This is a genomic window from Caballeronia sp. HLA56 (assembly GCF_054655155.1).
The window spans coordinates 264,357-289,935 of the sequence record NZ_BAAHOB010000001.1 but is presented as its reverse complement, the minus strand read 5'-3'; the positions used below and the strand labels follow the sequence as shown (position 1 = coordinate 289,935).

General features: G+C 63.0%; 22 protein-coding genes. 10 read left to right on the top strand and 12 right to left on the bottom strand.

What is annotated here, in order from left to right; translation table 11 throughout:
* Positions 1-20 precede the first annotated feature (20 nt).
* The 3 genes from ACYQ47_RS01400 (at position 21) to ACYQ47_RS01390 (ending at position 4,087) form a co-directional block, all read left to right on the top strand.
* On the top strand, positions 21-1,388 hold the full coding sequence (locus ACYQ47_RS01400) for a YhjD/YihY/BrkB family envelope integrity protein (protein WP_459904254.1): 1,368 nt from the start codon (positions 21-23) through the stop codon (positions 1,386-1,388).
* A 344-nt stretch (positions 1,389-1,732) separates the two neighbouring features.
* Entirely contained in the window at positions 1,733-2,902 is a 1,170-nt protein-coding gene (locus tag ACYQ47_RS01395; RefSeq protein WP_244828696.1) for a porin, read from the top strand.
* Between the two features lie 219 nt (positions 2,903-3,121).
* Entirely contained in the window at positions 3,122-4,087 is a 966-nt protein-coding gene (locus ACYQ47_RS01390) for a glycerophosphodiester phosphodiesterase family protein (RefSeq protein ID WP_459904253.1), read from the top strand.
* Between the two features lie 15 nt (positions 4,088-4,102).
* On the opposite strand, the gene ACYQ47_RS01385 is transcribed toward ACYQ47_RS01390, so the two are convergent.
* The gene (locus ACYQ47_RS01385) at positions 4,103-4,972 is read right to left on the bottom strand and encodes a proteasome-type protease (RefSeq protein WP_244828698.1); all 870 of its coding nucleotides are present in this window, start codon (positions 4,970-4,972) and stop codon (positions 4,103-4,105) included.
* Between the two features lie 180 nt (positions 4,973-5,152).
* Between ACYQ47_RS01385 and ACYQ47_RS01380 the strand changes: the two genes are divergently transcribed.
* Positions 5,153-6,733, top strand: coding sequence for an exonuclease domain-containing protein (locus ACYQ47_RS01380; protein WP_459904252.1), 1,581 nt, complete (start codon positions 5,153-5,155; stop codon positions 6,731-6,733).
* Positions 6,734-6,778: 45 nt separating this feature from the next.
* Here the strand turns inward: ACYQ47_RS01380 and ACYQ47_RS01375 are convergent, their stop codons facing one another.
* Entirely contained in the window at positions 6,779-7,522 is a 744-nt protein-coding gene (locus tag ACYQ47_RS01375) for an SDR family oxidoreductase (protein ID WP_250493170.1), read from the bottom strand.
* Positions 7,523-7,651: 129 nt separating this feature from the next.
* Between ACYQ47_RS01375 and ACYQ47_RS01370 the strand changes: the two genes are divergently transcribed.
* A complete protein-coding gene (locus ACYQ47_RS01370; RefSeq protein WP_309849957.1) occupies positions 7,652-8,545 on the top strand; it encodes a LysR family transcriptional regulator in 894 nt (297 codons plus the stop codon).
* Positions 8,546-8,644: 99 nt separating this feature from the next.
* On the opposite strand, the gene ACYQ47_RS01365 is transcribed toward ACYQ47_RS01370, so the two are convergent.
* From ACYQ47_RS01365 to ACYQ47_RS01355, 3 genes are all read right to left on the bottom strand, one after another.
* The gene (locus ACYQ47_RS01365) at positions 8,645-9,133 is read right to left on the bottom strand and encodes an HU family DNA-binding protein (protein WP_459904251.1); all 489 of its coding nucleotides are present in this window, start codon (positions 9,131-9,133) and stop codon (positions 8,645-8,647) included.
* Positions 9,134-9,364: 231 nt separating this feature from the next.
* Positions 9,365-10,117: an endonuclease/exonuclease/phosphatase family protein gene (locus ACYQ47_RS01360; RefSeq protein WP_459904250.1), complete on the bottom strand. Its 753-nt coding sequence runs from the start codon at positions 10,115-10,117 to the stop codon at positions 9,365-9,367.
* Positions 10,114-12,423, bottom strand: a complete 2,310-nt coding sequence (locus tag ACYQ47_RS01355; protein WP_459904248.1) for a VTT domain-containing protein — start codon at positions 12,421-12,423, stop codon at positions 10,114-10,116. The genes ACYQ47_RS01360 and ACYQ47_RS01355 overlap by 4 nt, the downstream gene beginning before the upstream one ends.
* A 192-nt stretch (positions 12,424-12,615) precedes the next feature.
* Between ACYQ47_RS01355 and clcA the strand changes: the two genes are divergently transcribed.
* The 5 genes from clcA (at position 12,616) to ACYQ47_RS01330 (ending at position 16,722) form a co-directional block, all read left to right on the top strand.
* Complete coding sequence (gene clcA / locus ACYQ47_RS01350) at positions 12,616-13,959, top strand: H(+)/Cl(-) exchange transporter ClcA (protein ID WP_459904247.1); 1,344 nt, start codon at positions 12,616-12,618, stop codon at positions 13,957-13,959.
* 121 nt (positions 13,960-14,080) lie between these two features.
* The gene (locus ACYQ47_RS01345; RefSeq protein WP_244828706.1) at positions 14,081-15,109 is read left to right on the top strand and encodes an aldo/keto reductase; all 1,029 of its coding nucleotides are present in this window, start codon (positions 14,081-14,083) and stop codon (positions 15,107-15,109) included.
* Positions 15,110-15,227: 118 nt separating this feature from the next.
* Positions 15,228-15,842, top strand: a complete 615-nt coding sequence (locus ACYQ47_RS01340) for a LysE family translocator (protein WP_250466581.1) — start codon at positions 15,228-15,230, stop codon at positions 15,840-15,842.
* Between the two features lie 316 nt (positions 15,843-16,158).
* Positions 16,159-16,329 (top strand): hypothetical protein, encoded by a 171-nt coding sequence (locus ACYQ47_RS01335; RefSeq protein WP_244828708.1) that lies wholly within the window; start codon positions 16,159-16,161, stop codon positions 16,327-16,329.
* 231 nt (positions 16,330-16,560) lie between these two features.
* Positions 16,561-16,722, top strand: a complete 162-nt coding sequence (locus ACYQ47_RS01330) for a DUF1328 domain-containing protein (RefSeq protein WP_035967564.1) — start codon at positions 16,561-16,563, stop codon at positions 16,720-16,722.
* A 78-nt stretch (positions 16,723-16,800) separates the two neighbouring features.
* On the opposite strand, the gene ACYQ47_RS01325 is transcribed toward ACYQ47_RS01330, so the two are convergent.
* From ACYQ47_RS01325 to ACYQ47_RS01295, 7 genes are read right to left on the bottom strand one after another with little or no spacing between them, the layout of a single operon-like run.
* A complete protein-coding gene (locus tag ACYQ47_RS01325; protein ID WP_284503312.1) occupies positions 16,801-17,919 on the bottom strand; it encodes a diguanylate cyclase in 1,119 nt (372 codons plus the stop codon).
* A complete protein-coding gene (gene cheB / locus ACYQ47_RS01320; protein ID WP_459904245.1) occupies positions 17,916-18,947 on the bottom strand; it encodes a chemotaxis-specific protein-glutamate methyltransferase CheB in 1,032 nt (343 codons plus the stop codon). The genes ACYQ47_RS01325 and cheB overlap by 4 nt, the downstream gene beginning before the upstream one ends.
* A gap of 16 nt (positions 18,948-18,963) precedes the next feature.
* Positions 18,964-21,402, bottom strand: a complete 2,439-nt coding sequence (locus ACYQ47_RS01315; protein WP_459904244.1) for a hybrid sensor histidine kinase/response regulator — start codon at positions 21,400-21,402, stop codon at positions 18,964-18,966.
* On the bottom strand, positions 21,399-22,115 hold the full coding sequence (locus ACYQ47_RS01310; protein WP_244828711.1) for a chemotaxis protein CheW: 717 nt from the start codon (positions 22,113-22,115) through the stop codon (positions 21,399-21,401). The genes ACYQ47_RS01315 and ACYQ47_RS01310 overlap by 4 nt, the downstream gene beginning before the upstream one ends.
* Positions 22,112-23,428, bottom strand: a complete 1,317-nt coding sequence (locus ACYQ47_RS01305; RefSeq protein ID WP_459904242.1) for a CheR family methyltransferase — start codon at positions 23,426-23,428, stop codon at positions 22,112-22,114. The genes ACYQ47_RS01310 and ACYQ47_RS01305 overlap by 4 nt, the downstream gene beginning before the upstream one ends.
* Positions 23,425-23,892, bottom strand: coding sequence for a chemotaxis protein CheW (locus ACYQ47_RS01300; RefSeq protein ID WP_250493162.1), 468 nt, complete (start codon positions 23,890-23,892; stop codon positions 23,425-23,427). The genes ACYQ47_RS01305 and ACYQ47_RS01300 overlap by 4 nt, the downstream gene beginning before the upstream one ends.
* Positions 23,893-23,905: 13 nt before the next feature.
* The gene (locus tag ACYQ47_RS01295) at positions 23,906-25,546 is read right to left on the bottom strand and encodes a methyl-accepting chemotaxis protein (protein ID WP_244828714.1); all 1,641 of its coding nucleotides are present in this window, start codon (positions 25,544-25,546) and stop codon (positions 23,906-23,908) included.
* Positions 25,547-25,579: the final 33 nt, after the last annotated feature.

The window sequence follows — 25,579 nt, the reverse complement described above, 5'->3', positions numbered from 1 at the left end:
ATCGTATCCAGAGGTCCGCCATGAGTTCCGTATCCACACAGAAGATCGAAGCCGTCGTCAAAAAGGACGCCTCCTGGGTGCTCGGCGCGCTCAAGAAATTTTCGGAGGATCGCTGCGCCGCGATGGCCGCGAGTATCGCCTTCTATTCTGCGTTTTCGCTCGCGCCGACGCTCGTCATGGTGATCGCCGTGGCCGGCTGGGTGTTTGGCGCCGAAGCCGCGCGCGGCCAGCTCTTTCATCAGGTCAACGGGCTGCTCGGCGATCAGGGCGCGGCGGGCGTGCAGAGTATTGTCGAGAATGCGCATCGCAGCGGCGGGACGGGCATCGCGGCGGTCATCTCGTTCGCGCTGCTCGCGATCGGGGCGTCGGCGACGTTTTCATCCCTCAATACGGCGCTCAATCTTGTATGGCCGCTCACGGGCGATCAGCGCTCGAGCGTCTTTGCGATGGTGCGCGTGCGGCTCATCTCGTTTGGACTCGTGCTCGGCGTGGCGTTTCTCCTGATCGTCTCGCTGGTGTTGGACACCGCGATCCAGGCGGTCGGCATGTGGCTCTGGGGCGATTCGCCGTTCGTGATCATCGGCGATATCGTTCAGTTGGTCGCCGGTCTCGCCATTCTGACCGTCGCGTTCGGCGCGCTGCTCAAATTTCTCCCCGATGCCCCCGTGCAGTGGCGCGACGCGCTCGTCGGCGGGCTCGTCGCGGCGCTGCTGTTCTCGGCGGGCAAGAAACTGTTCGCGCTCTATTTGACGCACGCAGGCACGGCCAGCGCGTTCGGCGCGGCCGGATCGCTCGCGGTTCTGCTCATGTGGCTGTATTTTTCGGCGGCCGTGTTGTTGCTCGGCGCGGAGTTCTCGGCGGCGCGCGCGCGTCTGCACGATCCGCGCGGCGCGTGGGGCCAGCAAAACATGGGACGCGTGCCGCCGGGCAGCCGCGCCAAGATCGGTTCGATGCTCGCGGCTTCCACGCGCACGGGCATGCCCGCGGCGGCATCCGCATCGGCGGCGACGACGGGGGCATCGAACGCAGCGCCAGTCGTATCGCCCGCCAGCGCTCGGATCGATGCGTCCGTGCCCGCGAGCGCTCGGCGTGCCATCGGCGCGCGCGCTCAACACGCGCAGTTGTTGACGGGACAGGCGCGCAAGAAGGTATCGGCGGTGGCGAAGGCGCTAGAGATATCGCGCAAGATCGCGCGCGTCGAGAGCACCGCGACGCGCGCCACGGCGATGGCCATGCTGGGCGCGGGTCGCAAGGCATCGACCGCCAATGCCGCAGTGAAGCGGCACCCGTGGCGCTCGGTGTTTTTCGCGGCAAGCGCGGGAATGGCAGTCGCGTTGCTCACACGCCGCGGCTCCGAGCATCGGGAAAGCGACGACCTGCAAAGCTGATCCGCATTTCCCTTTTCGCCTTCCACGAACGCCGCGCCTCTAGGGCGCGGCGTTTTTTGTTGCCTCGGTGAAAGGAAAATACCCGCTCGCGGCTGCTGTTTGTTAATCGGATTGATGGTAATCGCGCGCCATTGGAATATCCTAGAATTGAGCGCGGAACTAATTTCAAGATAGCCTGTCACCCGCAACCCGTTCAAAACAAACAGAAATCCCCCTTTTTGAGACCACGTTAGAAACTGTGTCTTTTACGAGACAGTAAATTTTTTTCGTTTCTTAAGATTCGAAACGTTGCGTTATTCTCTGCGCCGGCAACAACGATATTTAACAATCGCGTGGAGAATTCGATGAAACGATTCGCACTGACGTCCCTCTCGCTGGCGCTGCTCGGCGCAGCTGGCGCGGCACAGGCACAAACGAGCGTGACGCTGTATGGCGTGATCGACGCTGGTCTCGGTTATGTGAGCAACGCCAACGCAAATGGCGACCACCTGTACGGCATGATCAACGGCAATCTGTCCGGCGATCGCTGGGGCCTGAAGGGTCAAGAAGATCTGGGCGGCGGTCTGAAGGCGATTTTCCAGTTGGAAAGCGGCTTTGACATCGGCACCGGCCGTCTCGGCCAAGGTGGCCGCGAGTTCGGTCGTCAAGCATTCGTCGGTTTGTCGGGCAATCAGTGGGGTACGGTCACCCTGGGTCGCCAATACGATCCGCTGGTTGACATGGTCCAAGGCATCACGGCCGACAACTACTGGGGCGCAATCTTCGCAACGCCGGGCGACGTCGACAACTACGACAACTCGCTGCGCGTGAGCAACGCCGTCAAGTACGTTTCGCCGAACTACGCGGGCTTCCAGGTCGAAGGCCTGTACGGCTTCTCGGGTCTGGCAGGCGCAACGGGCCAAGGTCAAACCTGGTCGGGCGCTGCAACATATAACAACGGTCCCCTGGCAGTCGCCGGCGGCTACTTCTACGCTAACAACCCGAACGCCGGCCGCATTCCGCCGACGGGCGCAAGCACGTGGAACAGCACGACGTCGGACGCACTGTTCGACGGCCCGATCAACAACGCATACGCATCGGCGCACGCAATCGGCATCGCTCGCGGCGCGGTTCAGTACACGATCGGCGCGTTCACGGTCGGCGGTTCGTACAGCAATGCACAGTTCAAGGCAGACGGTGGTTCGCGCTTCGGCTCGGAACACTTCAACGTCGGCAACGGTTTCGTGAACTTCCAGGCAACCCCGGCGCTGCTGCTCGGCGTGGGCTACACCTACACGAAGTCGGGCGGCGACACGTCGGCCAAGTACCACCAGGCCAGCCTGGGTGCGGACTACTCGCTGTCGAAGCGCACGGACTTCTACGCAGTTGCGGCTTACCAGCACGCAAGCGGCGATCAGCGCGACGGCACGACGGGCGGCATCAACTCGGCGCAAGCCTCGATCGGTTCCTACGGCTACGACAGCGGCAGCAGCCATCAGGAAATCGTCATCATCGGCGTGCGTCACAAGTTCTAAGAACAAGCGGATGGCCCGGTACGCGAGTACCGCGCCACACGATAGAGCAGCACACCTCGACAGCCACCGGTTTTCCGGTGGCTGTTTTTTCTTGTGCGAAGCCTTTGCCCCACACTCCGAGCCAGCGTGAACCGCAACAAATTGTGCCGACGGGCTTCATCGACGCGCGCGCATAAAGCACAATCGTTCGGATAACCAAGCATCCGGGGAGATTCGTTCATGCTGTCGCGCCAATTCGCCGCTGTCTCGTGTTTCGCTTGGCTTGTCTTGCTCGGCGCCTGCCGTTTCGCGCCTGTGCCAGCCGCATCCCGTAACGCTTTGCCAATGATCGTCGCGCATCGCGGCGGCGCGGCGGACGCGCCTGAAAACACCCTGCTCGCCATTGAGACCGCGCTTGCAAATCACGCGGATGCGATCTGGCTCACCGTGCAACTCACGCGCGATGGCGTCCCGGTGCTCTATCGTCCGGCCGACCTCTCCGCGAACACAAATGGCACGGGCACGGTCGCCAGCCACGAATTCGCCGCGTTACGAAGCCTGAACGCGGGCTGGAACTTCACGCAGACGGATGCGAACGGCGAGAAGCAGTATCCGTATCGCGCGCGGCCGTTGCCTATTCCCTCGCTCGCCGAGGCATTGCGGGCCATTCCATCGTCCACGACGGTCATACTCGACATGAAAGCGCTGCCCGCCGAAACGCAGGCAAGCGCTGTCGCCCGCGTGCTGAGCGAGGAAAGCGCGTGGCCGCGCGTGCTGATCTATTCGACGGATGCCGCCTACCAGGCGGCGTTTGCGCCTTATCGCGAAGCGCGTCTTTTTGAATCGCGCGATGCGACGCGTGAGCGCCTGGCGCAAGTCGCGCTGGAGCACGAGTGCCGAAAGCCGCCGCCCGAAGGCACATGGACGGCGTTCGAATACAGGAGAAAGATGGATTTGGTCGAGACGTTCACGCTTGGCGAAGCGCGCTCCGCCGTGGATGCGCGACTCTGGACGCCGCCGGCGGTCAGTTGCTTCAAGACGAACGGCAACGTGCGGATTCTGGCGATCGGGGTCGACCAGGCGGAGGATTATCGCGCCGCCGCGTGTCTTGGAATGGACGCCGTGCTGGCCGATTCGCCGCGCCGGGCATACGCGAGCAAGACAAGCCTTGCCGAGCCGCTGCAGTGCCCTGCAAACGCGCCCTGAAGGATTCTTGAAGGTCTACTGCTGCGGCGCGTTGCCGTTTGAATCCACGTCCTCGGCGAGCGTCTGCGCCGGCGCTTCACCAGAACTTGGCAGATCGCCGATGACGAGCCGCGGCACGATCGTGCGCGACTCGCGCGGACGCAGCGGCACGTTGGCCAGATCGGTCCACGAAGGGTTCGGAATCTCGCCGAAAATCTGCCGCAGGCGCTCGCCCCACGTGCGGTGGATCATCTGGTAATACGCGCTGTCGTTGTCGAGCGAGGCGAAACGCGTCACGCGCAACGCGTCTTTCTCGTAGACCAGCAAGTCGAGCGGCAAGCCCACCGAGAGATTCGAACGCAGCGTCGAATCCATGGAGATAAGCGCGCATTTCGCGACTTCGTCGAGATCCGTGGACGGCGTAATGACGCGGTCGATGATCGGCTTGCCGTATTTCGACTCGCCAATCTGAAAATAAGGCGAAACGCGCGTCGATTCTATGAAGTTACCCGCTGCATAAACCATGAAAAGGCGCGGCGGCTGACCGTGTATCTGACCGCCGAGAATGAAGCTGCAGTTGAAATCGACGCTGAATTCCGCGAGCGAAAGCGCGTCGCGCCGATGCACTTCGCGCACCGCGTCGCCGACGATGCGCGCGGCTTCCGCCATGGTGGCGACGCTATAAAGCGTGGGCGCGTCCGGGTCCGCGGGTTCGGCGAGCATGTGCGTCACCGCTTGCGTGAGCGCGAGGTTACCGGCCGCAAGCAGCACGATCACCCGGTCTCCCGGCTGTTCGAAAACAGTCATTTTGCGGGCGGCGCTTACGTGGTCCACACCGGCATTCGTGCGCGTATCGGAAAGGAACACGAGGCCCTCGTCCACACACATACCCACGCAATAAGTCATGTCGATCAATCCTGAAGCCAAACAAAACGCTATTGTACTGACGCTGCCCGCGCATCGCATTCGCGCTGCGTTTTTTCGCTGAATCGCATAAATGCGGCAGTAAAGGCATTAAACTGATTAACGGCACTTATCCGCGCTGCTTGAGAGCGTCACCAGCGCGCACTTCCAGCACCTATATTCATGCACGATCTCACGGACGACCTCGATGAATTCGCAGCGGACACGCTGCTCGCAGGCCTCGCGCGTCCCATCGTGTTCGTCGACCTGGAAACCACCGGCAGCAATCCGACGGTGGATCGCATCACCGAAATCGGCGTCATAGAAGTGAGCAAGGCGGGCATCGAGCGCTATAGCGTGCTCGTCGATCCGGGCATGCCGGTGCCTCCGTTCATCTCGCGTCTGACGGGCATCGAGGACAGCATGGTGCGCGGTCAGCCCACTTTCGAATCGCTCGCGCAGGCGCTTGCCGAGCGTCTCCAGGGCAAGCTTTTCGTCGCGCATAACGCGCGCTTCGACTACGGCTTCCTCAAGAACGAGTTCCGTCGCGCGGGCATTGCGTTTCGCGCGGATACGCTGTGCACGGTGCGCTTGTCGCGCTCGCTCTTTCCATCGGTCGAACGTCATGGGCTCGATGCGCTCATCGCGCGCTTCAATCTCGCGCCTGAAGGACGCCACCGCGCGCTCGCCGATGCCGACCTCCTCTGGCAGTTCTGGCAAAAGATTCACGCGCTCTATTCGCAAGAACTCGTCGATGCCGCCGTGAAAGCGCTCGTCAGGCGCGCGAGTCTGCCCGCCGCGTTGCCCGAGGGCGCGCTCGACGCGTTGCCTGCCACGCCCGGCGTCTATCTCTTCCACGGCGCGGACGACATTACGCTCTACGTCGGCAAGAGCGTGAATCTGAAGCAGCGTGTGAGCGCGCATTTCGCGGGGGATCATCGGTTGGCGAAGGATTTGTCGATATCGCAGGCCATCCGCAAAATCGAATACCGCGAGACCGTGGGCGAACTCGGCGCGCTGTTGCTCGAAGCGAAGCTCGTGAAGGACTTGCAGCCGCTGCATAACCGGCTGCTCAAGCGCGCGTCGGCGGCGTGCGCGTGGCAATGGCTGCCGGGCGCGCCTGCGCCCGTGCTGCTGCGCGCGAGCAAGCGCGATCTGTCGCGCGAGGCGCATCTCTTCGGCGTGTTCGAATCGCGCGCGAAGGCGCATGCGTATCTGCGCCATCTCGCCGATGAACATCGACTCTGCCACGCCACGCTCGGCCTGGAAAAAGCGGGACCGGCGCGCGGTTGCTTCGGCTATCAGGTGAAGCGCTGTCTCGGTTCATGCGCGGGCGCGGAGCCGTTCGCGGACCATGCGGCGCGTGCGCTCGAAGCGCTCGGCAATGCGCGCCTCGTGCGCTGGCCGCATGAAGGCGCCATCGCGATCAGCGAGCGCGATGCATCGACGAATCGCGAGGCGTGGCATGTCATCGATCGATGGTGCTATCTCGGCACATGCGCCGCGCGCGATGAAATTGCATCGTTGCTTGCCAGTGCGCCGGAGATACGTCCGTTCGACCCGGATGTGTACGCGCTGATCGCGAAACGCCTGTCGGCCGGTCAGTTCGAATGGATCGCATGCGATGCGCGACCTGCGTTCAGTCTCGTCGCGCAGATCGCGCAAATCGTGGCGGCGCCGATGAAGACGCCGGCGCCGACCCAAACGAAGACGAAGCGCATGAAGACGCGTTACGTCGAAGATCAATTCGCATTGGGTTTCTGACGCGAAGACGGCGCCCTAACGATACGGCGCGATCGAGCGCCTTACTCAAGCCAACCCGCCGTTCGCCCGCAATACCTGCGCGTTGACCCATCCCGCATCCTTGCCGACAAGAAACGCAACCACCGACGCGATATCTTCCGGCTGGCCGAGCCGCTCCAGCGGCGGCATTTTCGAAAAGTTCGCGATCTGTTCGTCGGTCTTGCCATCGAGAAAGAGCGAAGTCGCAACCGGCCCCGGCGCCACCGCATTCACGGTAATGCTTCGTCCGCGCAACTCCTTCGCGAAGACATGCGTGAACGCTTCGACGGCCGCTTTCGTGGCGTTGTAAATGGCGTATCCCGGCATGTTGAGCGCGAGCGTCGTGCTCGAAAAATTGACGATACGCCCGCCTTCGTTCAAACGCTTCGCCGCCTCGCGCAGCGTGTTGAACGTGCCGCGCACATTGATGTTGAAAGTCTGGTCGTAGAGCGCGTCGCTCGTGTCGGCGAGCGGCGTGGCCTTGAGCACGCCTGCGTTGTTGATGAGCGCATCGACGGGGCCGAGTTGCGCTTCGACCGCATCGAACATGCGTCGCACGTCGTCGGCGCTAGCCACGTCCGCCTTTACCGCGAGCGCGCGGCTTCCCGCGGCTTCCAGTTCCGCGACGAGCGCGTCCGCTTCCTTCGCGCTCGATGCATAGTTCACCGCCACCGCAAAACCTTCCTGCGCAAGACGTCTCGCAATCTGCGCGCCAATTCCGCGCGATGCGCCCGTGACGATGGCAACCTTGTTCGCGTGCGATTGATTCATGGTTCGCTCCTGATGTTCGTTAATCGATGAGCGCCATGATGGATCATTTCGTTTTCGCGATCATCGCTTGCGGATTAGTATCATCGTTCCAGTTGCCTCAACAATCTCAGACCTCGAACTTCAGCCGACATGGACCGCTTTCAGGAAATGCAGGTGTTCGTGCGCATTGCCGAGCGCCACAGCTTCACGCAAGCCGCCGACGACTTGCAGATGCCGCGCGCAACCGTCACCAATCTGATGAAGCGCCTGGAAGAACGGCTCGGTGCGCGCCTGCTCGAACGCACGACACGCACCGTGCGCCTCACGCCCGATGGCGACGCGCATTATCGCCGTTGCGTGCGGCTCATCGCGGACATGGAGGAAGCGGAAGGTTCGTTCAGGCATGCGGAGCCAAAGGGCTTGCTGCGCGTCAACCTGCAAGGAACGCTTGCACGCCATTTCATCGTGCCTGGGTTGCCGGCGTTTCTCGAACGCTATCCGCAGATCGAACTGCATGTAGGCGAAGACGACCGCTTCGTCGATCTCGTGCGTGAAGGCGTGGATTGCGTGTTGCGCGCGGGCACTCTGCAGGACTCGTCGATGATCGCAAAACGCGTCGCCACGCTCGAACAAGTGACGGTGGCGAGCCCCATTTATCTCGCGCGAATGGGCACGCCGGAAAATATCGATTCGCTTGCGGCGCATCGCGCGGTGAATTATGTATCGAGTGCGAGCGGGCGCAACGTTGCCCTTGAATTCGAAATAGCCGACGGCGTGCAAAGCATAGAACTGCCGGGCGCGATTTCCGTTACCGGCGTCGAGCTATATACGCAAGCTGCGCTCGCGGGACTCGGTATTGTGCAAGTGCCGCGTTATCGCATAGAAAGCGAACTCGCCGATGGCAGGCTGCAATGCGTGTTACCTGATTTGATTGTTCCGCCCATGCCGGTATCGCTGCTTTATCCGCATGCGCGGCAGCTTTCAGCGCGCGTACGGGTTTTCGTGGACTGGTTGAGCGATATCTTTGCGAAAGCCGACGTTTGAAATCAAAGCACGAGAGGCCAACGTCCTCGATTAAAAGGAACGCTGGCCTCTCGATTCCCGATCACCGAAAATCAGGCAATCAGTTCAGGTCTTTAAACCTTACGCTGCGGCATCCTTCAGCTTCTTCAACGCGCGCGCCTTGATGCGAACGCTTGCGGGCTTGGCCGGGAACCAGCGCTCCGTGCCCGTGAACGGGTCCTTGCCGAAGCGCTTCTTCTTCGCGCCAACGGTTTGCGCCGTGATCTTCAGAAGACCGGAGAGCGTGAACTCGCCTGCGCCCTTCTTATGGATGGACCCAAGGATGGTGTCTTCCAGCGCGACCAGCACGGCCTTGACCGCCTTCACATCCACGGCTGCACGCTCGGACAGATGCGTTGCAAGCGATGCCTTGGTGAAGGTGTCCTTGATCGGAGCCAGCGCGCCAGTGGTCTTCTTGGCGGCGACTGCCTTCTTGGCAACGACGGCCTTCTTGGCGGGTACTTTCTTCGCGGCAACCTTCGATGCTGCTTTCTTAGCCGGTGCGGCGGTCTTTACCGTGGCCTTTTTGGCCGTGGCTTTCTTGGCAGCGGTTTTTGCGGAAGTCGGCATGTTTCTCCTACCTGTGTTTTTGGTCAGTGATATCGGAATACGTTCGCGGTAATGCGTTCGTATCAGGCCGGATTCTACATACGCCAAGCGAGTTCGTGCGAGTCTTTTGCGTTTTTATATCGTTTTTCCAGGGCTTTTTCGTGGCGTCGCGCTGACATGCGAGTCGACGATCGAGTGATGAGCATCGAATCGATGCTTATGCGTCGAGTTGAAAGGCTCATGAAGAGCCAGTCATGAACGATGCGCGATATGCGCAATGAGCGGATAGTGATCCGATGCAACCCGCGACAAGCGCGTGCGATGCACGTTCACGCTCATCAGACGTTCACCGGGATGCACCCAGATGCGATCGAGCGCGAAGAGCGGATAGCGCGTCGGAAACGTGCGCAGTGCACTCGCGCGATGAAAGTGTGTAACGAGCCGGCGCAAGGTGCGGCCATGAACGAACCATTCGTTCAGGTCGCCGAGAAGGATCACGGGCAAGGCAGGTGTATCGAATTTTTGCAGCACTTGTTCGACCTGCATGTGACGTTCGCTCGATGCAAGCCCGAGATGCGTCGCGACCACGCGCCACACTTCACCGCCACAGTCGATGTCGGCATCGAGCGCGCCACGCGGTTCGCGGCTTCTGAACGAAAGATCGAGCGTGCGCACGGCCTGCACCGGATAGCGCGTAAGGACCGCGTTGCCATAACGGCGCGCAGGTGTATCGAGCGTCGGGCCCGCGACCGCGTGCAGACCCGTCATGCGCTGCAGCACTTCGAGTACATCGGGCGATGCACTGCCGCCGAGCGGCACTTCCTGCAGCGCGAAGATATCGGCATCGATTTCGTTGAGCACTTCGCCGATACGCTCCGGCGCGAAACGTCCGTCGATGCCAACCGCACCATGCAGGTTGTAAGTCGCGATACGCAACTCTCTCGCACGCGCCGCGTGCTTCGATTGATTGCCGATATCCATTCCCGCTTCGTGCATCATCGTCATGGGTTGACCTCGTCATGGCGTGCGGGCGCGCCCTTGTTCGCGCCGTTGCTTGCGGCATGGCCGGTTTCGCGCGGCATCGCACCGCTTTCGCGCAGACGGCTCGCGCGTTGCGCCTCGTCGCTGGCGCGCGGTTTGTCGGCATCGCTCGGTGCGCCTTCGTGGGCTTTCTCTTCTTCGCCACTTCCGAGGAAGCGTTGCAACAGCAGCGATACGCCGAGTAACGCCGCGCCGATGCCGATCAGCACCGCGAACGAGCCGACCGTCGGATGCCGGAACGACGCCACCAGTTGATGCGCGAACGCCACTGTCAGGACGATGCCCGGTCCCATGCCGAGCGCCGTGCCGATCATGAAGTCGCGCATGCGGATATGCGAGGCGCCCGCCACGAGATTGACGATGGCGAACGGCGCCACCGGCAGTAACCGCAACACGACGACCGCTACGATGCCGCGCTTCGCCACGCGTTCGGATAGCCGGTTGACGCGCGCGCCCGCGACCTTGCGCACGGCATCGCGCCCAAGCCAGTTGCCGAGCGAATAGGTGATCGCCGCCGCTGCCAGCGTGCCGGCGAACGCATAGACGCCGCCCCATAGACCGCCGAACACGATGCCCGTCGTCGCGATCAGTAACGTCACCGGCACCGAGAGCACGGCGGCCGCCACGTAGCACAGAATGATCAACAGCGGCGCGAACGGCAGTGCTTCGATGTGGCGTGTGGCGTTGGTCAACGACTTCAGATTGGCGTAGTCGCCAAGCGGCGTCCAGTGCCAAAGCGCGGCCACGCCGACCACCATCAGCACGAGCACGCCGAGAAGCGCGAAGCGGCCGATCAGCGGACGCGTCCTTTCCTTGGGCAGGAATTGTTCGACGAGCTGATCGGCGGCGATAGGCGTTTCAGGGTCGATCAGCGCATCGGGCGGAATGAGCTGATCCAGTTCCGCCGATACTTCCGGGTCGAGCGCAATCAACGTGCGATGTTCATCACGATTGCGTTGCAACGCTTCGATCGCGGCATTGAGGCCGCCACGTGCATCGCGCTCGCGCACGACATCCGCGACTTCGCAACCGAGATGTTCCGCGAGCAGCGTATCGCGCATCTTCGCAATCGCGCGGCGAATGCGCTGATCGGCGCCGGCGTCGATGGATACGTTGCATTCGCTGTCGAACACCATCGAGCGATTGTTCAGATTCGCGGAGCCGACGATCAACAATTCGTCATCGACGATCATCAGTTTGCTGTGCACGTTGACGATCTGCTCGCCGAGATTGGGCACTTCTGGGCTCAGCAGACGATATCGCCCATGCCGGTCCGCGCTTTTCAAGAGCGTGTTGAGCCGCGCGCGCAACACGCCCATCGTCACCTCCTGCAGCCAGCCGCTCTGATTGCGCGGCACCACGATAGCCACGTCCGGCCCGTCCTCGCGCGCGAGCGTCTCCGAGAGCGCCGCGCCTATGGAACCCGACGTGAAGTACTGGTTCTCGATATAGATCGAGCGGCGCGCCCTCGCGATGGCATCGAGATATTGCGTGCGAATCTGCTGCACGGGCTGACGTCCGCCGTAAGCAGGCTCGGTGAGCGAGATGGCGATTCGCACATCGTCGATATCGACCGCGCGCGCGGGCGGCCACGGATCGCTGTCGGCGGCCGCGCGATGTGCGCGTATCGCAAGCCGTCTTCCGCACGCGCGCGCCCAGCGTTCGCGCGCCAGGATACCCATTTCGCGCGCGGCATCGCCATCGAACATGGTATGGACATCGTGGAAAGGCTGATACGGCGCACCGTTCGCATCGCGGCGCAGCGCATCGTCGGGTGCATGCGCGGTCGTGTCCCAGCGCGAACGCGTGAGATCGAGACCGCCGACGAACGCGAGCTTATCGTCGATCACGACGACCTTCTGATGTTGCGATCCGCCCATCGGATGCTTGCCGTCCATCTGAAACGCGATACGCCGATGCGTGCGCCAGCCCATCTTGTAGACCGGCAGCCATTCGCGTTCGAACGCATACAGCATGGCGAAATCCCACGCGAGAATGTAGATGCGCAAACGGCGCTTGTTCGCCGCGATCTCATGCAGGAAGTCGCCGAGCGCAGCTGGGAAAACATCGTCCGCACCTTCCGGCGTGAGCTGCATGCGGCTGTCGATATCCCAACCGAGGATGAACACGGTGCGCTCCGCGCGCGTGATCGCTTCGCGCAGAACGCGAAAATAATCCGCACCGTCTATCAGCAGGCTGAAGCGATCCGCATGGCGCACGTTCGCGCAATTGCGGTCCGGCTCGAAGAAAGGGGCATCGACGTGCGTCATGCGTTATGCAGCTTCGTCAGACGTCGTGCGTTCGTGGGTGAGACTCATGCCGGTTTCTCCGTGATGGTTTCGCTCGCCGCGCCAAATTCAAGCGCGGCATTTGCATCGAGTCTAAGTTTGCAAGTGCCGTGCCCGCGATGCCGCCGCGTTCGGTGCTACGCTTGGCGCGCATCCTTCAAACGACCGAGCGCCATGACCGACTACAAGCCCGAAGCCGAAGTCGAAGCAGACTCGCCACGCGGACTCATTCCGCTCGCCGTAGCCGCGGTCATCGTCGGGGCGGCGAGTGGCGCACTCGGTGCGTTATTCCGCTTTTCGCTCGAACGCGCCGATGCGCTGCGCTACGCGCTCGTTGCATGGGCGCATTCGGGGCATGGCGCGGCAAGCATTGTCGTGGTGCTTGCGGCGGCTTTCGCCGTTGCGTTGGCGGCGTGGCTCGTCGCGCGCTTCTCGCCCGAGGCAAGCGGCAGCGGCATTCCCCATGTCGAGGCAGTCTTGCATGGCAAGGCGCCGCCCGCTTCGCTCATCCTCATCCCGGTCAAGTTCGTGGGCGGCGTGCTCGCCATCGGTGCAGGACTCGCGCTCGGACGCGAAGGACCGACGGTGCAGATGGGCGCGAGCATCGCGCATCGCATCGGCACCTTGCTTGGACGCAGCGCAACCGATCGCGGCGTCTTGCTCGCGGCCGGCGCGGGCGCGGGGCTCGCCACCGCGTTCAATGCGCCCATCGCGGGCGCGGTGTTCGTGCTCGAAGAACTGATGCGCCGCTTCGATACGCGCACCGCCGTGGCCGCGCTCGGCGCATCGGCAAGTGCGATTGCCATGGCGCGTCTCATGCACGGCGATCTGCCCGACTTCCATCTGCCCGCGCAGCCGTTTCCAGGCTTCGGCATGACGGCCGCGCATCTCGTGCTCGGCGTGGCGCTCGGCCTGTTGGGCACCGCTTATTCACGCACGATTCTCTGGACGCTCGACGCATCCGACTGGCTCACGCGTCATCCGTTGATTGCATCGCCGACGCGCAGAGCCTTCGCGCGCGCGGCTGTCATTGGCGCGGCGGTCGGTTTGCTCGCGTGGTTCGCGCCCGATCTCGCGGGCGGCGGCGATGTCCTCACGCAACGAGCGCTGGTGGGCGCGGGCAGCATCGCGGGCGTCACGGCCATTCTTGCGCTGCGCTTCGTGCTCGGCGCGGTATCGTATGCGGCCGGCACGCCGGGCGGTCTCTTCGCGCCCATGCTCGTGCTCGGCGCGCAGACGGGTTTCGTGTTCGGCCGCATCTGCTTCGACTGGTTCCCCGGCATGTCCGCATCCACCGGCGATATCGGCACCTTCGCGGCGGTCGGCATGGCCGCGTTCTTCGCGGCAGTCGTGCGTTCGCCGATGACGGGTATCGTGCTCGTCACCGAAATGACCGCAAGCTTCACGCTGCTCCTGCCGATGCTCACCGCGTGCTTCACCGCCATGCTCATGCCCATGCTGCTGCGCTGTCCGCCGATATACGATTCGCTCGGCGAGCGCGCGGCAAAACGGCGTTAGCCTCGCGAAAGCGCACGGCGGCAGTCTCAGCGCATACGTGCGCATTGCGGTAGTCTCGACGATCCCCCTTCCGCGATGCATGCGACAGGACAGACCGACAACCGAATGAGGACACGCAACAATGGAATATCGACATCTAGGCGCTTCGGGCTTCAAGGTTCCCGTGCTGAGTTTCGGCACGGGCACGTTCGGCGGCAAGGGCGAGTTCTTCCAGGCCTGGGGCGAAACCGACGTCAGCGAAGCCCAGCGGCTCGTCGACATTTGCCTCGACGCGGGCGTGACCATGTTCGACACCGCCGACATCTATTCGGGCGGCTCGTCGGAAGCCATCCTCGGCGAAGCGCTCAAGGGCCGGCGCGACAAAGTCATCGTCTCGACCAAGGCGACCTTTCGCTTCGATAAAGACGAGCCGAACAACGTGGGCTCGTCGCGCTTCCATCTCATCCATGCCGTGAACGATGCGTTGAAGCGCTTGCAGACGGACTACATCGACATCTTCCAGCTACATGGTTTCGATGCGAAAACGCCCGTCGAGGAAACGCTCTCCACGCTCGACGATCTCGTGCGCGCGGGCAAGATCCGCTATACCGGCGTGTCGAATTTCTCGGGCTGGCATCTGCAGAAGTCGCTGGATGTCGCGGACCGTTACGGCTATCCGCGCTATGTCGCCAATCAGACCTACTACTCGCTGATCGGGCGCGACTACGAATGGGAACTGATGCCGCTCGGTATCGATCAAGGCGTGGGCGCGGTGGTGTGGAGTCCGCTCGGCTGGGGGCGTCTCACGGGCAAGATCAGGCGCGGTCAGCCGCTGCCCGCGTCGAGCCGTCTGCATAAGACCGCCGACATGGGGCCGCCGGTGCCGGAAGAACATCTGTATCGCGTGATCGACGCGCTCGACGCCATCGCCGAGGAAACCGGCAAGACCATCCCGCAGATCGCGCTGAACTGGCTGCTGCAAAGACCGACGGTGGCGACCGTACTGGTCGGCGCGCGCAATGAAGAACAGTTGCGGCAGAACCTCGGTGCGGTCGGCTGGAACCTCACGGCGGAACAGGTGAAGAAGCTCGACGAAGCGAGCACGGTGAAGCCGCCGTATCCGTACTGGCATCAGCAAGGATTTGCGGAGCGCAATCCGTTTCCTGTCTGATAGCTCTCATTGAAGGCGCTCGTACCGTACCGGAAAGCCTCTGACGTTTTGTACCGGTACTGTACTGCCGTCTTTCCCTACACTTGGTGCAATAGATTTTTTGTTTGCGGACTGCACCATGCCAATCGACTTCCTGAACGCCTTGCCCGCCGCTGCCCTCTTCGTGATGGTCACGAGCATCACGCCCGGTCCCAACAACACCATGCTGCTCGCGTCGGGCGTCAACTTCGGCCTGAAGCGCACGGTGCCGCATGTACTCGGCATCAGTGCGGGCGTCGCGCTCCTGATGCTTGCAGTGGGGCTCGGGCTTGCGCAAGCCTTCGAGCGGCTGCCGTGGCTCTATACGGTGCTCGAAACCGCAAGCGTGGTCTATCTGCTTTATCTGGCGTGGAAGATTGGAACGTCGTCGTCCGTGCAGATGCGCGACGGCGAGCGCCGCCCCATGCGCTTTTACGAAGCCGTCGCGTTTCAATGGGTCAATCCCAAAGCGTGGATGATGGTCCTCACCGCCGCGACGACCATCCATCTGCATTCGAGTCTCTCGCTCAATGCCGGGCTGATGGCGCTCCTGTTCGTCGTGATCGGCATGCCGTGCATCGTGGCGTGGGCGGCTTTCGGCATGTCGCTGCGGCGCTTTCTTTCAAGACCGCGCTGGTTGCGCGCGTTCAACATCACCATGGCCGTGCTGCTCGTGTGCTCGCTGTATCCCATCGTCGCGCATTTCTTCGCCTGAGACTTGCTTTTCGAGCGCGGCGCTAAACATCCGATGATCTTTTAATTGCCTCTTTGCCGCGCCGCCGGACCGGTGCATACTGGTCCGACGCGCCGGCCGCGCAATTCTTGCCGTCCCCCTTGCAAGTTTGGGACTGCGTCTTTTCCCGGTGGTCGACATCGGTCGACATCGACCCATTGCCTTTTCGAGCGATCGCGCATTCACCCTTAAGCGATTCGTTAAGGCGGCTCTTGCCGGCGTGCACGTGCCTCGACTGGCACCGTTCACTCGCGCCACTTCCCGGCGCGGCTTCGAAATCCGTTCAAGGAGTCATGCCATGTCTGGAGCCAACCGCCCATCCGGTCCCGCCACGCGTAAATCTCTCGACCTGGCCGATCAGATCGAGCGCGACGAAATGGAGAACAACCTGCCGGATGCGCTAAACGAAGTCGACGACGAAGACGATCTCCAAGACGAAGCCGATTCCAATCGCGCGCCAGGCAGCTAGAGCGCATCGACATTTCACATATGGAAGCGCGTTACTCGACGCCGCGAGCAGTGCTCGCGGCGTTGTTGCATTTACACGCAGACATGGTCTTAGGCACATTGGTTGCTCAGGTCCTCGTGCCGCGTCGAACATTGAACAAAAGCGCGGCATGAACCGATGAGCGATGGCGGCGACGATGTCAGTCCGCATGCGAATCAAAAACCAACCAATCGTGTCCCCGTGGGAGGCTTCATGCTCCGTTACGCTGTCATTTTTTTCATCATTGCGCTCATCGCGGCCTTCTTCGGCTTCGGCGGGATCGCAACGGGCGCGGCGGAAATCGCCAAGATCCTGTTCTTCATCTTTATCGTGATCTTCCTCGCTACGCTCTTGCTCGGCGTGTTCAGGCGATGACGAAAGCGTGAGCCCAAACGAAAACGCGCGGATCTTCGGACCGCGCGTTTTTGTTTCCGGCTTTGCTTTTTACACCAGTCAACCGATGATCACGCGATTGCGTCCATCGCGCTTTGCACGATAGAGCGCGAGATCGGCCGATTCGACCAGTTGTTTTGAAGCGTTTTCATCGATCACGTCCTGCGTCGCGCCGCCGACACTCACGGTCACGAAGTCCGTGGCCGATCCCGCATGTGGCACTTGCAACGCCTCGACCGCGATGCGAATCTTCTCGCCGAGCAGCCGCAAACCCGGCGCCGATGTCGATGGCAACACCACCGCGAATTCCTCGCCGCCAAAGCGCGCGGCCAGATCCGCCGGACGATTCAGACTGGTTTCGATGGCATGCGCGATAAGCTTCAACACATCGTCGCCGGCGACGTGTCCGTAGGTATCGTTATACGACTTGAAGTTGTCGACATCGATCATGAGAAAGCCGACCGATGCGCGATCGCGCGCCGCACGACGCCATTCGGCATCGAGATAATCGTCGAGTCTTCGACGATTCGAGAGTCCCGTGAGACCGTCCGAATGCGTGAGGCGCTGCAATTCCAGATTCGTTTCCAGGAGCTTTTGCTGCGACTGTCGCAACGCGCGATACGCTTCGTCGCGCTGCAGCAGGTTCTGATACGAACGCGAGTGATATCGCACGCGCGCCACCAGTTCGATGGTATCGGGCAGCTTCACGAGATAGTCGTTCGCGCCCGCCGCGAACGCCGCGCTCTTGATACGCGGCTCTTCTTTCGTCGAAAGCACGATGATGGGAATGTCGCGCGTAGCCGGATGTTCGCGGTACTGGCGCACGAGCGTGAGTCCATCGACGCCGGGCATCACGAGATCCTGCAGGATCACCGTCGGCCGCGTTTCGCGCGCGACGGCAAGCGCGCTCGCGGGATCGGCGCAATAGTGCAGATCGACATTCGGTTCGTCGGCGAGCGCGCGGCGCAGTGCCTCGGCGATGATCGCCTGATCGTCCACGAGCAGCACCATCACCGGCAAATCGGCGGCAGGCGGCGCATTGAGCGCCACCGCGAGCAGTTCGGATACGGCGCGTTCATGGGCCAGCGAGCGCGCGCTCGCCTGCTCGATGCTCTGAGCCGCGGCGGCCGTTGCGCGCTTCACGCGTTCGGCGAGCGGATCGGGATGAGGGAGCTTCATAAACGTGTCCTCGGAAATGTCGTTATACGCGCTTCTTTTTCATTGTCGAAAGCATGCGCGAGTGCGCCCGCAATGCGCGGCAGCGGCAGGATCGCGACGGCGGCATCGAGCGCGGCGGCCGCTTTCGGCATGCCGTAGACGGCGGACGTTGCTTCGTCCTGCGCGATCGTGTGATAACCCTTGGCGCGCATCGCCTTGAGACCGATGGCGCCGTCGCGTCCCATGCCTGTCAAGAGTACGCCGACCGCGCGTCCGGTCCAGCGTTCGACCACGCTCTGAAAGAACACATCGACGGATGGCCGGTACGGCAACGCTTCGGGATGCGCGGTGTAGCCGAGATGCGTGGCATCCGTGAAATGCAGATGATCGTTGGTCGCCGCGAGCAGCACGACGCCGGGCGCGGGCACGTCGCCTTCGCGCGCGATACGCACCGGCAGCGCGGATTGACCGCTTAACCAGTCCGCCATGCCTTCGGCGAAGGCGCGGTCCACATGCTGCACGATAACGGTCGCGGCGGAGAAATCTTCAGGCAATGCGCCGAGCAATGTCGCGAGCGCCGCCGGGCCGCCCGCCGATGCGCCGATTGCAAGCAGCCGCGATTGGCTCTTGGGCGCGGCCGTCATGGCCATCGAGGGCGCGAGCCGTGCGCCGATCTGATCGATCTTCGCGATGAGCGCCGCTGCACCGCGCCGCGCATCGGCACCGGCGAGCGCGGGGGTATCGACGGCATCGAGCGCGCCCGCGCCCATCGCCTCATACACGCGCCACGTATTCGCGCCGATATCCACCGTGACGACGAGAATGGCGCACGGCGACTTCGCCATGATGTGACGCGTGGCCGCCACGCCATCCATGTTCGGCATGACGAGATCCATGAGCACGACATCCGGCGTCTGCGAAGCGCACAGGTCGACAGCCTGCCGGCCGTCGCTTGCAACCCACAGAATCTCGAGGTCGGGGCGAATGGCAAGCGCGCGCCGCAACGCTTCAACCGCGAGCTGCATGTCGTTGACGATACCGATCTTCATCGCGCGCGCTCCGTGGTCATGGCTTCGCCTCGCCGATGAGATCGCGCACCGCGTCGAGCAGCGCCTGATCGTGAAAACTGCCCTTGGCGAGATAGTAATCCGCGCCCGCATCGAGACCGCGCTGGCGATCTTCCGCGCGGTCCTTGTACGACACAATCATCACGGGCGTGCGCGCAAGTTGCGCGTCGCGTTTGATGAGCGTCACGAGCTCGATGCCGTCGAGACGCGGCATGTCGATATCCGTGATGACGAGATCGAAGTGCTCGCCGCGCACCGCGTTCCAGCCGTCCATGCCATCCACCGCGATGGCGACTTCGTAGCCGCGTGATGCAAGCAGCTTGCGTTCGAGCTCACGCACGGTGAGTGAATCGTCGACCACGAGCACACGTTTCGCGCTTGCTGTCGTCGTGTGTGACGTGCTTCTATCGACACGGCCGAGTTCGCCGCCCGCGACGAGCTTTTCGACGGAGCGCAGCCAGTCGTCGAGATCGGCGATGAGCAGCGGGTCGCCGTTTTCCATCAACGCGCCCGCCGCGATGTTGCGCACCTTGCCGAGCCGTTTGTCGAGCGGTTGCACGACGAGCATGCGTTCGCCGAGAAAGCGGTCCACGACAATGCCGTAACTCGACGCGCCCTGCCCGATCACGACGACATCGAGCGCGTCGTTCGCGGCTTCGAAGCTCGGCGTCTGCAAGATTTGATGCGCCGTCACAAGACCCAGCCGCTTGCCGTCGAAGGCGAAATGCTGCTGACCTTCGAGCGTATCGATAGCGTTCACCGGCAGCACGAGCGTGCGCACGACATGCGCGAGCGGCAAGCCATAGGGCTCGCCCGCGACTTCGACGATCAGGCTGCGAATGACCGACAGCGTGATCGGCAACTGCAGCACGAAGCGCGTGCCGGCGTGGGCGTCCTGCGTCACGCGCAGACTGCCGCGCACTTGCCTCACGACGTCTTGCACGGCGTCGAGCCCGACGCCGCGGCCGGATACATCGGTGACGGCGTCGCGCATGGTGAAGCCTGGCAGAAAGAGGAATTCGAGCAGTTCCGCCTCGGAAAGTCGCGCGGCCGTGTCTTCGCTTGCAAGGCGTTTGTGCACGACGGTGCGGCGCAATGCATCGAGGTCGATACCGCCGCCATCGTCGGATACGCTGATGAAAAGCGCGCCCGCGCTATGCCGTGCCTCGAGCGTGATAGTGCCGATTTCCGGCTTGCCGAGCGCGCGTCTCAGCGATGGCGCTTCGATGCCGTGATCGACCGCATTGCGCAGCAAATGGCCGAGCGGCGCGTCGAGCAAATCGAGGATATCGCGGTCCACTTGCGTGGTTTCGCCGGCGATCACGAGGCGTACTTCCTTGCCGAGCGAGCGTGCCACGTCGCGGACCATGCGCGCAAAGCCGCCGGTTGCATCGACGAAAGGACGCATGCGGCAAGCGAGCGCTTCGTCGTAAATCTGTTGCGCGAGATGCGTCGAGCGGCGGTCGTAGTTTTCGAGTTCGGCGAGCCGCTCGCTCAGTTGCCGATGCGCTTCGTTCGTCAGGCGCCGGGCTTCGTCGAGCGCGGCCTGTGCGCGCGCGTCGAGTGGCGCGCTGTCGGCGAAGGTGTCATGCAGGCGTTCGAGCGCGCGGCTCGCGTCATGCTGAATGCGCTTCACGCGCAGCATCGATTGCGAGAAAGGCTTGAGCCAGCGCGATTCGACGAGCGTCTCGCCGGAGTGACTCAACAGGCGGTCGAGAGTTTCGGCGCGCACGCGAAGCATGCGGGCTTCGGTTGGGCGGGATGCTTCTTGCGACGCTCGTGGACGATGCGTTTCGGCGCTTGCGCGCAGCGTGTGGGCTTCGTCAGAACGCGATGTGAGATTCGATTCATCGCTTGCGTGAAGCGCGTGAGCTTCGTTCGAACGCATTGCGGAATGCGTATGATGCGGTGCGTGCGAACGAGGCCCATCGTTTGCACGATCGCGCGACGATACATCATACGTTGCGCCTAGGCGAAGCCTGTCCGTCTCATCCGCCGTGGACGTTGCCAACGCCAACTCGTGTGACCCATCCGAATCACCCACCAAACGCGCATTCAACCCCTCGACAAACGCATTCACCTCGCTTTCCAGCGTCGTCTGCGCGTCGATTTCTTCCGCCTGACCGATCCGCACGATCATATCCACGCCGCACAAGAGCATGTCGATATAGACCGCATCGAGCGTCACGCGCGCTGCCTGCGCCGCGACGAAGCAGTCCTCCATCACATGCGCGAGCGTCACGCCGACCGGCACACCGACGATGCGCGCCGCGCCCTTAAGCGAATGCGCCGCGCGCATGCACGCTTCGAGCGTGACCGGATCGTTCGGCGCGCGTTCCAGCGCGATGAGGCCATCGGAAAGAATCTGCGCCTGCGCGCGCGCTTCCTCCTGAAACAGGTCGAGCAGCGAGCGGCGTCCGGGATCGGCACTCGTCATCCGAGACTCCCGTCGAGACTGTCGATGAGACGTTCGGCATCGAGCAAGCCGACGGTCGTATCCTTGAACGGCGCAAGCGCCTGCGTATGCGACGCATGACGTTGCGCGAGCGTCGCGGGCACCGGCTGCAAACGCGCGGCCGAAAAGCGATGCACGCCATCGACGGCATCGACGGGAAAAGCGAGCGGCCCTTCGCCATCCGCGTGCGCGTCATCCCGACGCCGCTGAACGACGAGCAGACGGCCGAGTTCGCGTGCATCGACAACTTGCGATTTCGAAACCGCTTTCGCCACGCTTTCCTCGATACCGAAGAGACGCGCCAGCGACACGCATACCAGCAAACGTCCACGCACGTTCACGACGCCGAGCACCGCGCGGTTACGCCGATGCGGCAACGTATGCACCGGCCGAAGTTGCGCGACCTGCGCACAACACGCGGTCGGCAAGCCGAGCCATTCGCCGCCGATGCGAAACACGAGATACGAAACGGCATCGGCTGCGTCGCGCGTTCGTTTTGCGTCGCCCTTGAAGCGCTCGACGACCGAAACCGCATCGACACGATCGAGCACGCGCGCCGCCGCCGACTCATGGACCGGGCAATTACGGCAATGCACGTACCGTTCGAGCTTCGGACACGAGCCGTCGCCGCGCACGCCGATGCGGTTCCAGCAGTCGTCGATGACATCGGGAATGAGCGGCGTGCGGGCGTTCATCGCGCGCTCTCGGCGCTGCGTTCGGCGCGAGCCAGCATGATGCGCGCGCGGTCCGTGTCGCCATCGAGTTGAAGCAGCGCGGCAAGATGCGTAAGCGCTTCGCGATGCGTCGGATCGAGATAAAGCGCGCGGCGATAATGCGCGCGCGATTCGTCGTGCGCGTTGCGGGCATCGGCGATCACGCCGAGCAGATAGTACGCATCCGCGCTTGCCGGGTGCTTGTGCAACCACCCGCGCGCGATGGATTCGGCTTCGATCAGCGAACCGGCATCGGCGAGAGCGTGGGCTTGCGTGAGCGTTGGCGTTGACGTTGGCGTTGGCGTCGAGGCCGGCGCCGGATTGACGCTCACCGGTGTCGAGGTTCGATGCAACGCCATCGCAGGCGCTGCAAACGCCATCGGCTTCGACACGGAACCCTTCGACGAGTCCACACGCGTAGCGCCTCGCGCCCATGCAGGCATGACGAATTCGCCGGATGCCGCGGGCTTTAGCGGAGGAGCGGCATTCACGATCTCGCGCTCGGGCCTTCTGAACGCGAAAGCCAGCGGAAGGTTCGCGGGACTCATGCCTTCGCGCATCAGGAGACCCGTTTCAGCAGGTCCGATGAAGAGCATGCCGCCGTCGGCCAGCAAGCTGTCGAGGACGCGCAACGCGGCGCTCTGCGTCTCGCGATCGAAGTAGATCAGCACGTTGCGGCACAGAATGAAGTCGAAGCGTTCGAACATGCGCGCATCGAGTTGAAACAGATTGGCTTGCGTGAAGCGCACACAGCGCGCCATGCGCTCGTCGAGCTGCCAGCCGTCTTCGGTCGCGCGAAAATGCCGGTCACGAAAACCCAGCGCGCGGCCACGAAACGCATTGCGTCCATAGTGCGCGCGGCGCGCATGCGACAACGCGCGTTCGCTTACGTCGATAGCCTCGATGACGAAGCGGTCCGCCGCGATGCCTGCATCGCTCAAGGCCATCGCCACCGAATAGGCTTCCTCGCCCGTCGAGCAGGGCAGGCTCAGCACGCGCACGGGGTTCGAAGGGCGCTCCGACAGACGAATGCGCGCAAGCCGCGCGAGCGCCGTATAGACCTCGGGATCGCGAAAGAACCACGTTTCCGGCACGACGACCGCTTCGATCAGTTCCTGCATCAGCGCGGGATCGTTCGATACGGCGTGGTAGTAGTCGTCGAGCGTCACCGCGCGCGATGCATCGAAGCGCTCGCGCACCGCGCGCATTACCGCGTTCGTGCCGATAGACTCGGCGTCGAGCCCGATCGTCCGATGCAGCAGCTCGGTAAAGCGGCGCGTGTTGTCTTCGTTCATGATGTGCTCTCGGCAAAGAGCAACGCCTGCACGTCGAGCGGCAACAAATGTTCCATGCGCACCCATTGCAGCAGGCCTGCTTCATCGCGCGCGACGGGACCGAGATAGCGTGCGTGCGGCGTGTCGATGCCCGCATCGGCGAACGCGGCGGTATCGAGCGTGACGGTGCGGGTTGCCTGTTCGAGCACGAGACCCAGTCGATGCGTCGTCGAATCGCGCGCGCCGTCGCGCTTGTATGCGACGAGCGCGAGCCGCGTCGACAAGCGTTCGCGCGACGCGCGCCCGAGCGCCAGCGCTGCGACATCGATCACGGGCACGGGCGCGTCTTCGTAATCGAACAGGCCCGCAACCCACTCCGGCGCGCCGGGCAGCGCCTTCAACGGCGCGAGCGGCAACATGCGCTCGATCTGCGCGCTGTCGAGCAGATAGCGATCGGAGCCGAGCGTGAACTGGACGAAGAGCATGGCGCGCGCCGCTTTACGCGGCCACCTTGAAGCGCGATACGCCGGTGCGCAGACCGTTGGCGACATGCGTCAGGTCGTCGATGGCCTGAGTCGATTGACGCAACGACTCCGCCGTCTGCTGCGCGGCTTCCGACAATTGCGAGAGCGCCTGAGAAATCTGGTCCGCGCCGGCTGCCTGCGTCTGCATGCCTTCGTTGACCATCGACACGCGCGGCGCAAGCGTCTGCACTTGATGGATGATCTGCGACAGTTGCCCGCCCACTTGCTGCACGTCGAGCATGCCCCGCCGCACTTCCTCCGAGAACTTGTCCATGCCCATCACGCCCGCCGCGACGGAAGACTGAATCTCCTTGACCATTTGTTCGATATCGAAGGTCGCGACCGCGGTTTGATCCGCAAGACGCCGAATCTCGGTGGCCACCACCGCGAAGCCGCGTCCGTACTCGCCGGCTTTTTCCGCTTCTATGGCCGCGTTCAGCGAAAGCAGGTTCGTCTGGTCCGCCACCTTCGTGATGGTCGCGACGACCTGATTGATGTTGCCCGCCTTCTCGTTGAGGATGGCGAGCTTGCCGTTCACCGAACCGGCCGCTTCCATCACGTGCCGCATGGTTTCCTCCATGCGCGTGAGTCCGGCGTGACCCGTGCCCGCGAGCGTCGCCGACTGTTCCGCGACGCCCGACACTTCGTTCATCGTGCGTACGAGATCGCGCGCCGTCGCGAAGATCTCGCGTGACGTCGCGCCGATTTCCGTCGTGGTTGCGGCAGTCTCGCTCGCGGTCGCTTGCTGCTCGCGCGCGGTGGCGGCGATTTCGGAGACCGATGTCGTCACTTGCAGCGCAGACTTCTGCGCCTGCCCGACGAGCCCCGTGAGTTCGTCGGTCATGCGGTTGAAACCCGCTTCGAGCGTGCCGAACTCATCGGCGCGCGCGAGGTCGAGCCGCTGCGTGAAATCGCCCGTACGCATCTTGTCGACGACATCGACGAGACGCAGCATCGGCACGGTCAGCGCGCGCATTAGCAGAAAGCCGAGCACGGCGGCCGTGGCCAACGCCACCAGCATGATGACGACGAGCGTCGTCTCCGACTTGCCCACCGAATGACGGATGCTCTTGACCGAACTCGCGTTGCTCGCCTCGTTGTAGTCGACGAGCGCGCGCGCCGCGTTTTGCCCCGCTTCCCAGACTGGCGTCAGGCGCGTGTTGAACACCGTGGCGCCGGCTTGTTTCGAATCGATGAGACCGCGCAGCGCTTCGTCCTGCAGCGGCGCGTAGAGCGCGCGCTGATGCCTGAATTCGTCGAAGATGCGGCGCTCGTCTTCTTCGTGGACGGTCGGCGCGTAGTTCTCGATGAGCTTGTCGAGCGTCGCGCGCGTTTGCGTCAGACGGTCGCTATCGCGGCGAATGAGTGCCTCGTCGCTATCGGCGAAGACCAGGCGTTGCGTCACGGCGTAGCTTTCGAGCCAGGCCGCGCGCAGATCGTTGGACAGCGAAAGACCGACCATCGAATCTTCTTCGAGGCTTTTCGCCTCGCGGTCGATACCGCCGAGCAGCGTATAGGACAGCGCGGCCATGACCAGCATCAGGAAGAGAATGACGCCGAAACTCGCCAGTATGCGATGCCGGATGGACAGATGCTTCACGCGATGAACCCTCATGTGTAATCGATCGGCGCGGACCGTATGAAACCG